This is a genomic window from Pseudomonas sp. MM213 (assembly GCF_020423045.1).
Lineage (GTDB): Bacteria > Pseudomonadota > Gammaproteobacteria > Pseudomonadales > Pseudomonadaceae > Aquipseudomonas > Aquipseudomonas migulae.
Map to the genome: position 1 here is coordinate 6,049,014 of NZ_CP081943.1, position 14,125 is coordinate 6,063,138.

The following is a 14,125-nucleotide window of genomic DNA, read 5'->3' on the forward strand; positions in this document are numbered from 1 at the left end:
TACAGCCAGACCTGCCACCCCGACCTGTAGGAGCCGGCTTGCCGGCGATGGCGTCCTCAAAATCGCCATCGCCAGCAAGCTGGCTCCTACAGGGGGCGGTGGTGGCCCAAGGTCTGTGGGGGTTACTGCGGGCGAACGCGCAGGGTCAGGCCCTTGAGGAAGTTGCGCAGCAACTGGTCGCCGCACGGGCGATAATTGGTGTGGCCGAACTTGCGGAACAGCGCGCTCAGCTCAGGCTTGGACACCGGGAACTCGGCGGCCTTGAGGATCGCGTGCATGTCGTCTTCTTTCAGCTCGAAGGCCACGCGCAGTTTTTTCAAGATGATGTTGTTGGTCACCGGCACTTCGATTGGCTGCGGCGGACGGCTTTCGTCCTTGCCGCGCTTGAAGATCACCAGGCCGTCGAGGAAATGCGCCATGACCTCGTCCGGGCAGCGTACGAAGCCTTCCTCGTCCTCTTCTTTCTTGTCGAGGTAGGTCAGCAGGGCTTCCAGGGACACGTCCATGCCGCCGAGCTTGATGATCTCGATGACTTTCTTGTCGCTGATGTCGAGCATGTAGCGCACGCTGCGCAGTACGTCGTTATGAATCATGGTGTGCAATCCTGATAGTCGGCAGTGGGCGCCGCATAAGCCGCGGCGCCAGAATGTGTGGCGGCGTGAAAAGTCTTAGAACTTCTCTTTGCCGGACAGGTAGCGCCATTGGCCCAACGGCACTTTGCCGATGGACACGCCGCCGATGCGGATGCGGCGGATAGCGACGACCTTCAGGCCGACGGCCTGGCAGAACAGGGCAATCACGCCCGGTTGTGGGTTCTTCATCGCAAAACGCAGGCGGTTTTCGTTCTGCCAGCTGGCCTTGACCGGCGGCAGTTCCTTGCCCTTGTAGGTGAGGCCATGGTTCAGGCGGTTGAGGCCGTGAGCCACCATCTCGCCTTCAACCTCGACCACATACTCTTGTTCGATTTTCGCGGAGTCGGCGGTGAGTTTGCGCAGGATCTTCCAGTCCTGGGTGAACACCAGCAGACCGCTGGCGTTGGCCTGCAGGTCGGTGCTGGCGGTCAGGCGCTGGAAATGGCCCTTGAGTGGACGTTTGCTGAAGCGATGTTCTTCGCTCAGGGTTTCGGCGCTGATGGTGGCCATCGCGGTGTCCGCGTCCATGCCAGCCGGCACGTTGAACAGGATGGTTACCGGCTCTGGTGCGGTGGCCTTGGCCTCCGGGTCGAGCTCGACTTTCTGAGTGTCGACCTTGAACTGCGGCTCGTCGATGACTTCGCCGTCCACGGTGACCCAGCCGCCCTCGATGAACAGCTCAGCCTCCCGACGGGAACAGCCGACGAGTTCGATGAGGCGTTTGGAGAGACGTATCGGGTCAGTCATGACAGGGCCGTAACAAAAAAGGGGTGGGCATTGTACCTGCTGGGCGCCGGTTAATCCCGGCTCCATTTCACCGTTGGGCTTTTTGTAGGAGCCGGCTTGCTGGCGATGCAGGCGATGCGGTGTGTCATTTGTACCGAGGTGATGCCATCGTCGGAGCGCCGCCCGCAGCAAGCCGGCTCCTACACAGGTCAGCCGTTGCTCGACTGTTGCCGGGTTTGGCGCAGCCGCATATGCAACAACGGATAAGGCTGCCCCATGCCGTCATGCTCGGTGCGGCCGATCACCTCGAAGCCCTGTTTGAAGTAGAACCCCAGCGCCTGCGGGTTCTGTTCATTGACGTCCAGTTCATCGGCGTTCAGGTGTTCCATGGCATAACGCAGCAACTGCTTGCCCAGGCCCTGGCCACGGTGGGCCGGGTCGATGAAGAGCATTTCAACTTTGCCCGCTGCCACGCCGGCGAACCCGGTGATGCGCTGGCGCGAGTCTTTGGTGCAGATCAGCATCACCGCGTCGAGGTAGCGCGTCAGCACCAGATTCTTCAGCAGTTCGATGTAACTGTCCGGCAGAAAGTCATGGGTGGCGCGCACCGAGTCTTCCCAGATCCGAGTCAGTTCCTGGTAGTCGCTCTGTTTCGGCGTGTGGATGACCGAATGTTGGCGCATGGCCGAATGCCCCTTTTGCAGTGGATGGCGCGAGTCCTTTCTCCCACAAAACGATAGACGTAAAAAAGCCCCGCATCTCGTCAAGAGAGCGGGGCTTTGCGTATTTTTTGCGTTTAGATCTGTTCAGCCCACAAGTCGTATTCGTCGGCGTCGGTAACCTTGCACCAGACTTTGTCGCCCGGTTTCAGGTTGCTGCCGTTGTCGATGAACACGTTACCGTCGATTTCCGGGGCGTCGAAGAAGCAGCGGCCAACCGCGCCTTGCTCGTCGACTTCATCGACCAGCACTTCGATTTCACGGCCGACGCGCATTTGCAGACGTGCCGAGCTGATGGCTTGCTGGTGCGCCATGAAGCGGTCCCAACGGTCTTGCTTGACGTCGTCCGGGACGATGTCCAGGTCCAGGTCGTTGGCCGGTGCGCCTTCGACCGGCGAGTACTGGAAGCAGCCGACGCGGTCGAGCTGGGCTTCGGTCAGCCAGTTCAGCAGGTACTGGAAGTCTTCTTCGGTTTCGCCCGGGAAGCCGACGATGAAGGTCGAACGGATGATCAGGTCCGGGCAGATCTCGCGCCAGTTCTTGATGCGCGCCAGGGTCTTGTCTTCGAACGCCGGGCGTTTCATCGATTTCAGGACTTTCGGGCTGGCGTGCTGGAACGGGATGTCCAGGTACGGCAGGATCTTGCCGGCGGCCATCAGCGGGATCAGCTCGTCGACGTGCGGGTACGGGTAAACGTAGTGCAAGCGAACCCAGACGCCGAGGGTGCTCAGGGCTTCGCAGAGTTCGGTCATGCGGGTTTTCACCGGCGCGCCATTCCAGAAACCGGTGCGGTACTTCACGTCGACGCCGTAGGCGCTGGTGTCTTGCGAAATCACCAACAGCTCTTTGACGCCGGCCTTGACCAGGCGCTGGGCCTCGTCGAGCACGTCACCGACCGGACGGCTGACCAGCTTGCCGCGCATCGACGGGATGATGCAGAAGCTGCAGCTGTGGTTGCAGCCTTCGGAAATCTTCAGGTACGCGTAGTGGCGCGGGGTCAGCTTGATGCCTTGCGGCGGCACCAGGTCGATCAGCGGGTTGTGATCCTGACGCGGCGGCACGACGTCGTGCACGGCGTTGACCACTTGCTCGTACTGCTGCGGACCGGTCACGGCCAGCACGCTCGGGTGTACGTTGCGGATGTTGCCTTCTTCGACGCCCATGCAGCCGGTCACGATGACCTTGCCGTTTTCCTTGATGGCTTCGCCGATCACTTCCAAAGATTCTGCCTTGGCCGAGTCGATGAAACCGCAGGTGTTGACCACCACGACATCGGCGTCCTGATAAGTGGACACAACGTCATAACCTTCCATGCGCAGCTGGGTAAGGATGCGCTCGGAGTCGACCAGTGCTTTGGGGCAACCCAGGGATACGAAGCCAACCTTTGGATTGGCCGGCGCAGGAGTGGTGGACATGTCTAACCTCGGTATTTGTGACGCCTCCAGCCGAAGACGGCAAGGCGACAGACGGGCGCTTGTTGCGCCTCTGATCAAAAAGTGCGCAATTCTAGCGATGAGAGACGCACTTGACCAGCTTTATGGAGGGAAATACGACGAGTGCTGCGCTATGCTTCGCGCCGTTACGCGTTACCGATTTTTTACAGTCAACAAAACGTCTGTAACGTCATGTAAAACAGCGCATGCTGCGTGACAAAGCATAGTGCTTCTTCCAAGAAGTCCGGTCTGGGTAGTAGGAGTGTTGGATGGGTCAGGCAAGTAGTCAGGCGGCGGGTGCCGAGCATTCGGCGGCGAAGCCGATCGGTATGCTGGTCGCGGCGGTCGGGGTGGTTTACGGCGATATCGGCACGAGCCCGCTGTACACCCTCAAAGAAGTGTTTTCCGGTGGTTACGGCGTACCGGTCAACCATGACGGCGTGTTGGGCATCCTGGCGCTGATCTTCTGGTCGCTGATCTGGGTCGTCTCGATCAAGTACATGATGTTTGTCCTGCGCGCCGACAACCAGGGCGAAGGCGGGATCATGGCGTTGACCGCGCTGGCGCGGCGGGCAGCGGCGGGGCACAAGAAGTTGCGCACGTTGCTGGTGGTCTGCGGGCTGATCGGCGCGGCGCTGTTCTATGGCGACAGCATGATCACTCCGGCGATCTCCGTGCTTTCGGCGATTGAAGGTCTCGGGCTGGCCTTCGAAGGCATCGACCATTGGGTGGTGCCGCTGTCGTTGATCGTGCTGGTGGCGCTGTTTTTGATCCAGAGCCACGGCACCGCGCGAATCGGCATCCTGTTCGGGCCGATCATGGTCACCTGGTTCCTGGTCCTGGGCGCACTGGGCGTCTACGGCATCATGCAGCATCCGGAAGTGTTGCAAGCGATGAACCCGGTCTGGGGCGTGCGCTTCTTCATCGTTCACCCGGGCATGGGCGTGGCGATCCTCGGCGCGGTGGTGCTGGCGTTGACCGGTGCCGAAGCGCTGTACGCCGACATGGGCCACTTCGGACGCAAGCCGATTGCCCGCGCCTGGTTCATCCTCGTGCTGCCGGCGCTGGTGCTGAACTACTTCGGCCAGGGCGCCTTGCTGCTCGGTGACCCGGAAGCGGCGCGCAACCCGTTCTATCTGTTGGCGCCAAGCTGGGCGTTGATTCCCCTGGTCGGCCTGTCGACCCTGGCCACGGTGATTGCTTCGCAAGCGGTGATTTCCGGCGCGTTCTCCCTGACCCGCCAGGCGATCCAGCTCGGCTACATTCCGCGCATGCACATCCAGCACACCTCCAGCGCCGAGCAAGGCCAGATCTACATCGGTGCGGTGAACTGGGCGCTGATGGTCGGCGTTGTGCTGCTGGTGCTGGGTTTCGAATCTTCCGGCGCCCTGGCCTCGGCTTACGGCGTTGCGGTGACCGGGACCATGTTGATGACCAGCATTCTGGTGTCGGCAGTGATACTGCTGCTATGGAAATGGCCGCCGGTCCTTGCGGTGCCGGTCCTGTTGGGATTTTTGCTGGTCGATGGCGTGTACTTCGCCGCCAACGTGCCGAAAATCGTACAGGGCGGGGCCTTCCCGGTGATCGCCGGTATTGCGCTGTTCGTGCTGATGACTACCTGGAAGCGCGGCAAACAACTGCTGGTGGAGCGCATGGACGAAGGCGGGCTGCCGCTGCCGATTTTTATCAGCAGTATTGCCGTGCAACCGCCGCATCGCGTCCAGGGCACCGCCGTGTTCCTCACCGCGCGGCCAGACGCCGTACCCCACGCGTTGTTGCACAACTTGCTGCATAACCAGGTGCTGCACGAGCAAGTGGTGCTGCTGACGGTGGTGTACGAAGACATCCCGCGAGTACCGACGACACGGCGCTTCGAGGTGGAATCCCACGGCGAAGGGTTCTTCCGGGTGATCCTGCACTTTGGCTTTATCGACGAACCGGACGTGCCGCAAGCGCTGAAGTTGTGTCACCTCGATGACCTCGACTTCAGCCCGATGCGCACCACCTACTTCCTCAGTCGCGAGACGGTCATCGCCTCCAAACTTGAGGGGATGGCGCGCTGGCGCGAGGCGTTGTTTGCGTTCATGTTGAAGAATGCGAATGGCAATTTGCGGTTCTTTAATCTGCCGCTGAACCGGGTGATTGAGTTGGGGACGCAGGTCGAGATGTAAGCCCGCGACATCAAAAAGCCCCCGTTGCCGTGAAGGCAGCGGGGGCTTTTTATTGCCCGACGCCTGACGCTGGCTAACAACGATCCCCTGTGGGAGCGAGCCTGCTCGCGATGGCGGACTGACATGCACCATTAATGTTGCCTGACAGACCGCTATCGCGAGCAAGCTTGCTCCTACAGGGACCGTGTTGCTGGCTTTTTTGTGAGTGTGGCCCGTCGTTTTTAGTTGCGCTCAGGTCATTATTTTTTTGATTCGGTTTTTGACCAAACCGGCCGCTCCAGCACCTTCACTGCATCATCAACCACTGCCTTGCTCATCGCCGTCAAATAATGCGCGGCCCAGGCGTGTCGGTCGGTGTCTCGGGCGTAGGCAGCATCTTTGGTCAGCTCCTTGGCCAGGTACAGGAAATCGGAGGCCATGGCTAACGCATCGCTGAGGGGAACGTCTCGCGTGACATGGAATAGGGGTTGGTTTGAGCAGTAGAGGACGGGGGTGAGGCCGATGGTTTTTAGTTCTGAGGCTTCGGACTGTTTTGTATTTGTCATGGTTTTACTCCAGGGTTCGAGGAGCTGCCACATTCGTTTCCAAGCGAATGGGTGGCAGCTATGCGCAGGTTGGAAACCGGGAACCATGGAACCGGCACGCCCGAGGGCGTCCCACGCACAGCCGCCATTACTCAAGAATACTGCCGTGAAATCCGCTGCATTCATGAAGGATGGCGTAGCGTTCGATTCGACGGGTTTCCAAGCCCGATCGCTGAATGGTCAGCGACGTCCGGAGACTATCCCGTCAAAGAAAAGCGCAACAAGGCATCAAAGTGCCCAAAAAACACGATTCGGAGTTTGCCTACAAGGTCTGCGGGCGTCATCCGATATCGCGCCGTCTGAAACAAACAAAAACTAAACGCCGCGAGCGGGCCACGACGATATGCGGGTACGGCACGCCAGGAAAGGCTGAAGGAGCAGGGTATGACGTGTTTCTAAGGAGCATCCAACTTTCTTTGACTTGAAGAGCAATTCATTTTCAACGTTTACACGGTCCATTGTAGGAGCCGGCTTGCTGGCGATGGACTCAAGTGCACCGCGGTGAACCAGTCCGTACGCGTAATCGTTAACGACCATCGCCAGCAAGCTGGCTCCTACAGGTTCTGTGTTTCCCGGTAATCCGTGAAGAACCATAAAAAAGCCCCCGCTACCGTAAGGCAGCGGGGGCTTTTTTGTGGGCGGGTTCAGGTCACTCCTGAGCCGCCGTCTCCTTCGCCTGGCGCTTCTCGATCACATCCACCAACCGTTGGGCCAGTTTCGGGTAGTTCTCGTCGAAGTGGTGGCCGCCGGGCAGTTTGATGGCTTCGCCTACGGCGGTTTTGTCGGTGCAGCCACTTTCGTCGATTTCTTCTTCACCGAAGATGCACACCACTTTCTCCGGCGGCAGCTTGGCCATTTCCGGGCCGGTGGCGGCTTCTTTGCCGGCGTTGCCGAGCCAGCCTTCGACTTCGATTTCGAAGCTGCCGGTGCGGGCGAAGGCCAGCAGGATGATTGCGTCGACGCGTTGCTGTTCCGAGGCTTCCAGGCGGTTGTAGATCGCCGGCAGGACGTCGGCGCCGAATGAGTAGCCCGTCAGGATGAAGCGCTTGGTGCCCCATTTCTGCCGGTAGTGCTGCATCAGTTCAGCGAGGTCCAGGGCACTTTGCTCCGGGCTTTTGTGCTGCCAGTAGTAGCGCAGGGTGTCGATGCCGACGACCGGGTAGCCGATCTTGGCCATTTCGCCCGCTACGTCGCGGTCGAGGTCGCGCCAGCCGCCGTCACCGGAGAGGAACAGGGTGACGGTGTCCTTGGCCTGGCCGGCCGGGACTTCAACCACTGGGATTTGCAGGCCGCCAGCGGCTTTGTCGCCACCGACGAGGAGCTTGCGCAGTTCGTTGTTCAGCACTTGCGGCAGGTTGATGTCGTAGTCGCTGATGCTGGTTTCGGCGTTGGGTTGGTCGCGCACGAAGCCGGCGCTGGTGTCGTCCGGGTTGTCGTTCCATGCCACCAGCCAGTGACCGTGAGCGGCGCTTTTCGGCAGCAGGTGGGTGCAGCCGGGTTTTTCCAGGGCCAGGTCCACCGACACGGCCTGGGACTTGTCGTCCTTCTGCTCGGACAACCAGCGCCATGCCAGTACGGCGCCAGGGCCGATGCCGCTGACCAGCGTCGCCGGGCCTTTGAGTTCTCTCAGGCCGGATTGCAGGGCGCGGCTTTGCAACAGGCAGTCCTTGGGCAGGATCACCTGAACGATCTGCGCCGAGCCGCTGCGGCTCAGGGTCATCAATTGTTTGTCGCTGAGCTTCTGGTCGTCATTGACCGCCACCAGCACCTGGGCGCGCGGCGTGTTGCCGGGGATGACGCGGGTCATCGCGGCGCCGTCGGCCGGTGTCAGCCGTTCGAGCGTCGGTTCTGGCGCCGGGCGTTTGAGGTACCAGTAACCGCCACCGAGAATCAGGGCCAGCACTACCAGTGTGCCCAGTACGTACCGCAAGGAGCGTTGAATCATCAGCGTTTCACCAATCCAGTCAAGCCGCCCGCAATCAGGGCAGCAGTGTCGGCCAGGGCAACCAGCGGATCGAGTCCGGCGGGCACAGCCATATAACGGGGTTCCCAGTCAGGCTGGAACTTGTCTTTGAAGCGGCGCAAGCCTTGGAAGTTGTACAGCTGCTCACCACGGCGGAAAACCATCGAGCCCAGACGCTGGGTCAGTGGTGCGCCACGACGGGGTTGCAACCCCGACAGCGGCACCATGCCCAGGCTGAAACGCGCGTATCCATGATTTTTATAATGTTGAATCAGGCCGACCATCATGAATTCCATGGTCAGTTTGGGGGCGTCCGGGTGTGCGCGCATCAGGTCGAGGCTGGCCAGGTCATGGCCGAAAGTCTCGAGCAAATTGGCGAACGCCACCGGGCGCCCTTCGAAACGGATGACAGCGATGCGGAAATGCTTGAGGTAGTCATCACCGAAACGACCGAGGGAGAAGCCTTTCTCGCGCACGTTCTTGCCGGTCAGCCAGGCATCGGAAATCACCTTGAGCTCATCCATCGGCGCATGCCCTGGCTCATGGATCTCCAGCGACAGGCCATCACGGGTGCCACGGTTCCAGGTGTAGCGCAGGTCTTTCATCTCTTTGCCCTTGGCTTCGAGATCAAAGCGCTGCAGATCGACCCGGGCTTCTTCGCCGAGCTTGATCGCAGTCAGGCCGATGTCCATGTAGTACGGCAGGTTCTCGGCGCGTACTTGGTAGAACACGGGGCGGGCGTGGTGGATGTCACAGAGGTCGCGGAACTGCCAGATCATTTCCGCCCGTTGCTGGGTCGGGCCGATCGGGTCATACAAGGCCACCAGGCTGCGTCCACGGCGGGCGTACATCAGGAACGCTTCGTCGTTAGGGTGAAACAGCAGCGCCTTGTCACCGGTCAGGGCGAGGCCACCGTCCGGTTGGGCGGAAGCCATCAGGATTTTTACCGCGCGGTCCAGTTCGTCCGGCGTGGGCAGGTGGATCACCGGGCGTGCGGTGCGCAGCAGCCAGGTCAGGGACACCACAACCAGCAGCACGGCGGCGCCGAGCAGCGAGCGCAAGCCACGCGGGGCGTCGGCGTCGAGGGTGAACTGCCACCAGAGTTGATGGCTGTAGGGAACGTCCTGATAAGCGAACAGCAGCAGCCAGATCGACGCACCGAGTACACAAAGGCTCGACACCAGATACAGCGGCGAAAACGGCAGTTCGGTCAGGCGGCTCGGGCGATAGAACGAGCGCCGGAAAACCCCCAGCAGGCTCGCGGTCAGGGTCATCAGGCAGGCTTCTTCCCAGTCGAAACCCTTGAGCAGAGAAAGCACGGCACCGACCAGCAACAGAATGGTGGTCAGCATCCACGCGGCCGACAGGCGTCGACGCAGGCCTTGGGCCAGCAGCAGGCAAAGCACGCCGACCAGGCTGGCGCCGAAGTGTGAAGCGTCGACCAGTCGATGAGGAATCAGGAAACCGATGTGTTCCAGGCGCGTATCGATTTCCGGGGTCACGCCGGAGAACAGCAGCACCACGCCGGACAGAAACACCAGCACCGCCAGAATCGGAGCGGCCAGGCCAGAGGCTGCACGCAAGGATTGACGCGTCTGAAACAAACGCTGGCCTTCATTGACCAACAGCAGCAAGCACGCGACCAGCAGCGGCAGCACCACGTAGATCAGGCGATAGAGCAGCAACGCGGCGGCCAGCGGCGCGGCGCCAAGTTTGTCGGCGAAGGCGGCCAAAAGAATGGCTTCGAATACGCCGACGCCACCGGGAACATGGCTGAGCACACCTGCGGCCAACGCCAGCAAGTACACCAGCAGGAATGCGCCGAAGGGCGGTGCTTCCGGCAGCAACAGATATAGCACGGTCGCGGCGGCGGCTACGTCGAGGGCGGTAATGACCAGTTGCAGGAACGTCAGGCGACGGCCCGGAAGGCGCAGGGTGCGACGGCCGACCTTGACCAACAGGTTGTCTGCATAAGGCTGCTCTGGCAGGCGCCGGCGATAGATACCGACGGCCAATACGGTAAACAACAGCAATACAGCGGCGGCAATCGCACCCAGCAGCATCTGAGAGAGGCCCAGGGCGGCAGAGGCGGCAGGCAGGTTGCTGAGCGTGGCGAGGGCGGCCAGCGGGGGCAGGGCGCAGCCGAGCGAGAGGCTGGCAAACAGCGTCATGTGCGCGACATCGGAAGCCCCCAGGCCATGACGCGCATATAAACGGTAGCGAACCGAGCCTCCCGAGAGCATCGACAGGCCAATGGCATTACCGATGGCAAATGCTGTGAACCCGCCCAGGGCAAGAATCCGCGGCGCCAGGGTCACGCCGGCATAGCGGCTGGCCGACCATTCGTAGCCAAGCAAGATGATGAAGCCGACCACGGTTGCGGCCAATGCGCCGAGCAGTGCCGGTTTCGGTACGTCGAGAATGGAGTCGTGCAGAGCGTACAGATCGAGTTCGCTCAACAGGTGGCGACAGGCAATCAGCGCGATAGCGAACAACAGCAGGGTGACCGCCAGGCCAATGGGCTGACGGTACTTGCTGACCAGATCAAGCAAGCGCAGACGCTCGGCTTTGATCGGTTGTGTCGCTGTGACGGTGTCTTGTGAATCAGACGAGTTGGCGCGCATCAATCACCTCTTGGATTGTGCGCGACAGGATGGGGGTATCCAGCCAAGTTACCAATCCCTGTAGAAAAAAATAATCACAAATATTAACGCCTCTCACCGATCAGCGGCGATGGCATGGCATCCGTCGTAGGGGGGGCGGTCTGCGATTCAGCATAGTCTGAACTCAGAACTCAGGTGATCCCGAACGCTTCCCTACACAGTGACAGGTCATTGTTGCGAAAGGACTTTTTCAACAGATACAAAAAAGGCCACTCTTTCGAGTAGCCTTTTTTGATGTTTGGTTGCGGGAGCCGGATTTGAACCGACGACCTTCGGGTTATGAGCCCGACGAGCTACCAGACTGCTCCATCCCGCGTCTGTGTGGCGGCATTCTATAGAGATACGCCAGTGTGTCAACCGTTAATCCGGCGCCGGGTCAAATAAGCGTAAATAAGCGGCGAACGGTCGCAGGGGAGCGTTAAGTTTCGGAATCAGAACGATTTCTCCGTGCTGTCAAAAAACAAATTACTCACGGAATGTTGGGGGACGCACCGATGCGCATTACCTGTAGGAGCCGGCTTGTCTGCGGGCGGCGTTCCGACGATGGACTCGAGTGCGCCGCGTTGATTCAGGCAGCACGCGTTATCGTTAACGACCATCGTCGGAGCGCCGCCCGCAGACAAGCCGGCTCCTACAGGAAAGCGTGCATGAATTGAAATCGAATCGCATGGCAAAACACGCGCGCACAAAAAAGGCCACTCTTTCGAGTAGCCTTTTTTGATGTTTGGTTGCGGGAGCCGGATTTGAACCGACGACCTTCGGGTTATGAGCCCGACGAGCTACCAGACTGCTCCATCCCGCGTCTGTGTGTCGGCATTCTACAGAGGATCGCCGGGCTGTCAACCTTCAATCCAGATAAAACCTGTTCTGGTTCAATCGCTTAGCTCTGAAAGAGGGCGGTGTGATCGGCTGTGAGTCAGGCCTGGCAAGGCTTGCAGCTCTATCGCAGGGGCACTTTCGATTGAGAAAATAAATTCATCTGTAACTTTTCCTACCATTGGGTAAGAACATTCAGACTACTGGTGCTATATACAGGTGTCGGTGAGATACTGCAGATCCGGCACGCCTTGACTCCAATTCTACGCCATGAACACCGCTTTTATATGAGCCAGCGAAAAATCATCCACGTCGATTGTGACTGCTTCTACGCTGCCATCGAGATGCGCGACGACCCGCGCCTCGCCGGTAAACCCCTGGCGGTGGGTGGTTCGGCGGATCGGCGCGGGGTGATTGCCACCTGTAACTATGAAGCGCGGGCGTATGGCGTGCGTTCGGCGATGTCGTCGGGGCACGCCTTGAAGTTGTGCCCTGACCTGACCATCGTCAAGCCGCGCATGGACGCCTACCGGGAAGCCTCGAAGGAAATTCACACGATCTTTCGCGATTACACCGACCTGATCGAGCCGCTTTCCCTCGATGAGGCTTACCTCGATGTGTCGGACAGTGCGCACTTCGGCGGCAGCGCCACGCGAATTGCCCAGGACATCCGTCGTCGGGTGTCCAATCAGTTGCACATCACGGTTTCCGCCGGCGTGGCGCCGAACAAGTTCCTGGCCAAGATTGCCAGCGACTGGAAGAAGCCCAATGGCTTGTTTGTCATTACGCCGGATCAGGTCGAGGATTTCGTCAGCGGTTTGCCCGTCAGCAAGCTCCACGGCGTTGGCAAAGTGACTGCCGACAAGCTGGGCAGGCTCGGCATTGTCGATTGTTCGCATTTGCGCGAATGGGACAAGTTGGCGCTGGTGCGTGAATTCGGCAGCTTTGGCGAGCGATTGTGGAGTCTGGCCCGTGGGATCGATGATCGGTTGGTGCACAACGACAGTCGGCGGCAATCGATCAGTGTCGAAAACACCTATGACGTGGATCTACCGGATCTGGTGAGCTGTCTGGATAAATTGCCCGAGTTGCTGGAAACCCTGGCGGGCCGCATGGCGCGAATCGACAACAGCTATCGGCCGGGCAAGCCGTTCGTCAAAGTGAAATTCCATGACTTTACCCAGACCACGCTGGAGCAGGCCGGGGCAGGGCGGGATCTGGGGAGTTATCAGTTGCTGCTGACCCAGGCGTTCAATCGCGGCGGGAAACCGGTGCGGTTGTTGGGGGTCGGGGTGAGGCTGGAGGATTTGCGCGGAGGGTTTGAGCAGATGGAGTTGTTTGAGCGGTAGTTTTTGCGGTGACTATCAGAGCCTCTTCGCGGGCAAGCCTCGCTCCTACAGGGACTATGCGAGACCTGTAGGAGCGAGCGGTGCGGCGATCCGACTTGCCCGCGAAGCTTTTAGTTCGGTCCCGGATCCGCGACGAGCCGCCCGGCATCCTTGGTCAACGACTTGAGGAATTCGGTCTGCAACTCAGGATCGTTACGCGTCAGCTCAATCAAACTCTGTTCAAGCTCACTGGCTTCTTCTTCCAGACCCAGCTCCGACAGGCGCTTGACCCGGTGTACCCACTGGCTCACTTCGTCGTCTTCAAGATCGTCGTAAATCAGCCCGTGGGCTTCGAGCAATTTGCCGCGTAACGAGCTGCTGACCGCCAGGGTCGAGTCCGTGTGCACATCGTCCTGACTATCTTCGACCTTGATCAGCAGGCGACTCAGGTGATTGATGTCATGTTCAGCGAACGGGCTATCCAGCAGGTTCAAGCGCAACACACCGTTTTTGTCGGTGCTCAGCTCGAACGTTTCCTTGCCGGCCTTGACCTCCACCGGGCGCTCGCTCCAGGGCAGGCTCGAGTATTCGGTGCGCTTGTCGAGCTGGACTTCGTCGATGCCGGCGAGGTTCTGCTGTGCACGACCGTGGGACGGCGCGTTCATGAACGGGTTGAGCCCGGCGAAACCGTAGCTGAACCAGTCCTTGGTCACGCTATCCGGCAGGTTGCCGAGGGCGAACACGTTGACCACGTTCGCGCCGACACCGGCCACCACGGCCACCGCACCCAGCGGGATCTCGTAGACCTCCCGCCAGGGTTGGTAAGGCGTGTAGCGATCGTAATGACGGGTGACTTCGAACTCGGTGACTTCGAAGGTCTTCTGCTCGTGGATCTTCACCCGACGTTGCGGCAGCTCAAGCACCTTGGGCTCACCGACATCGATCTGCAGGCTGTGATCGAGCAATTTGCGCTCGACACGAGCCTCGTGCTCGCTGCGTTGCGACATGTGATTGGCGCAGCCGCTGACCAGCAGGGTGCCGCACAGGGCGGCACCACCGAGGCCTAAGGTGTTTCGCTTGAACATGACTT

At 60.1% G+C, this 14,125-nt stretch carries 10 protein-coding genes and 2 tRNA genes; 2 read left to right on the forward strand and 10 right to left on the reverse strand.

The features are described from left to right. Positions 1 to 122: 122 nt before the first annotated feature. The 4 genes from K5R88_RS27510 to rimO form a co-directional block, all read right to left on the reverse strand. Complete coding sequence (locus tag K5R88_RS27510) at positions 123 to 593, reverse strand: DUF1456 family protein (RefSeq protein WP_008030033.1); 471 nt, start codon at positions 591 to 593, stop codon at positions 123 to 125. Positions 594 to 668: 75 nt separating this feature from the next. Continuing rightward, positions 669 to 1,379, reverse strand: a complete 711-nt coding sequence (locus K5R88_RS27515) for an rRNA pseudouridine synthase (protein WP_226298725.1) — start codon at positions 1,377 to 1,379, stop codon at positions 669 to 671. Positions 1,380 to 1,567: 188 nt separating this feature from the next. After that, positions 1,568 to 2,041 carry a GNAT family N-acetyltransferase gene (locus tag K5R88_RS27520; RefSeq protein ID WP_226298726.1) on the reverse strand — a complete coding sequence of 158 codons (474 nt, stop codon included), beginning with the start codon at positions 2,039 to 2,041 and terminating at the stop codon, positions 1,568 to 1,570. A 113-nt stretch (positions 2,042 to 2,154) separates the two neighbouring features. Beyond that, positions 2,155 to 3,492 carry a 30S ribosomal protein S12 methylthiotransferase RimO gene (gene rimO, locus K5R88_RS27525; RefSeq protein ID WP_008030039.1) on the reverse strand — a complete coding sequence of 446 codons (1,338 nt, stop codon included), beginning with the start codon at positions 3,490 to 3,492 and terminating at the stop codon, positions 2,155 to 2,157. Positions 3,493 to 3,779: 287 nt separating this feature from the next. On the opposite strand from rimO, the gene K5R88_RS27530 reads away from it, so the two are divergent. Continuing rightward, entirely contained in the window at positions 3,780 to 5,681 is a 1,902-nt protein-coding gene (locus K5R88_RS27530) for a potassium transporter Kup (RefSeq protein ID WP_008030040.1), read from the forward strand. A gap of 239 nt (positions 5,682 to 5,920) precedes the next feature. Here K5R88_RS27530 and K5R88_RS27535 read toward each other — a convergent pair whose 3' ends face one another. The 5 genes from K5R88_RS27535 to K5R88_RS27555 form a co-directional block, all read right to left on the reverse strand. Beyond that, complete coding sequence (locus K5R88_RS27535) at positions 5,921 to 6,226, reverse strand: DUF3077 domain-containing protein (RefSeq protein WP_226298727.1); 306 nt, start codon at positions 6,224 to 6,226, stop codon at positions 5,921 to 5,923. 688 nt (positions 6,227 to 6,914) lie between these two features. Further along, a complete protein-coding gene (locus tag K5R88_RS27540) occupies positions 6,915 to 8,210 on the reverse strand; it encodes a virulence factor family protein (RefSeq protein WP_008030041.1) in 1,296 nt (431 codons plus the stop codon). Next, positions 8,210 to 10,852 (reverse strand): bifunctional lysylphosphatidylglycerol flippase/synthetase MprF, encoded by a 2,643-nt coding sequence (gene mprF, locus K5R88_RS27545; protein ID WP_223453226.1) that lies wholly within the window; start codon positions 10,850 to 10,852, stop codon positions 8,210 to 8,212. The genes K5R88_RS27540 and mprF overlap by 1 nt, the downstream gene beginning before the upstream one ends. A 278-nt stretch (positions 10,853 to 11,130) precedes the next feature. Continuing rightward, a tRNA-Met gene (locus K5R88_RS27550) sits at positions 11,131 to 11,207 on the reverse strand. A gap of 409 nt (positions 11,208 to 11,616) precedes the next feature. Beyond that, positions 11,617 to 11,693: transfer RNA gene (locus K5R88_RS27555), tRNA-Met, on the reverse strand. Between the two features lie 301 nt (positions 11,694 to 11,994). Between K5R88_RS27555 and dinB the strand changes: the two genes are divergently transcribed. Beyond that, on the forward strand, positions 11,995 to 13,056 hold the full coding sequence (gene dinB, locus K5R88_RS27560) for a DNA polymerase IV (protein ID WP_223553062.1): 1,062 nt from the start codon (positions 11,995 to 11,997) through the stop codon (positions 13,054 to 13,056). A gap of 110 nt (positions 13,057 to 13,166) precedes the next feature. Here dinB and K5R88_RS27565 read toward each other — a convergent pair whose 3' ends face one another. Continuing rightward, positions 13,167 to 14,120, reverse strand: a complete 954-nt coding sequence (locus tag K5R88_RS27565; protein WP_008030049.1) for a hypothetical protein — start codon at positions 14,118 to 14,120, stop codon at positions 13,167 to 13,169. Positions 14,121 to 14,125 lie beyond the last annotated feature (5 nt).